Genomic DNA, 342 nt, shown 5'->3' on the forward strand with positions numbered 1-342 from the left:
GTCGGATGTGCCGGCGCTGTTGCTGTCGGGCGAACTCGACCCGGTGACGCCACCGGCCTACGCCGAACGCGTGCTCGCCACCCTGCCCAACGGCCGCCATCTGGTGCTGCAAGGCCAGGGCCACGGCACGCTGGCGCTGGGCTGCATGCCGAAGCTGCTGGCGCAGTTCATCGAGTCCACCGATGCCACGGCGCTCGACGCCGCCTGCCTCGACACGATGCGGCCGGTGCCGCCGTTCACCAGCTTCAACGGCTGGGAACCATGACCCGCGCGTCCGCCGCGGCGCGCGCGGCCCGCCCGCGCATCGCCTGCGCCTTCTTCCGATCTTCCATTGCGAGCGCC

At 72.2% G+C, this 342-nt stretch carries 1 protein-coding gene; it reads left to right on the top strand.

The annotated features are described in order from the left end of the window. A partial coding sequence (locus SB719_RS19275) for an alpha/beta hydrolase (protein WP_412159621.1) occupies positions 1-265 on the top strand: 265 nt, incomplete at its 5' end. Positions 266-342 lie beyond the last annotated feature (77 nt).

The organism is Pantoea sp. SIMBA_079, assembly GCF_046940275.1.
Lineage (GTDB): Bacteria > Pseudomonadota > Gammaproteobacteria > Enterobacterales > Enterobacteriaceae > Pantoea > Pantoea borealis.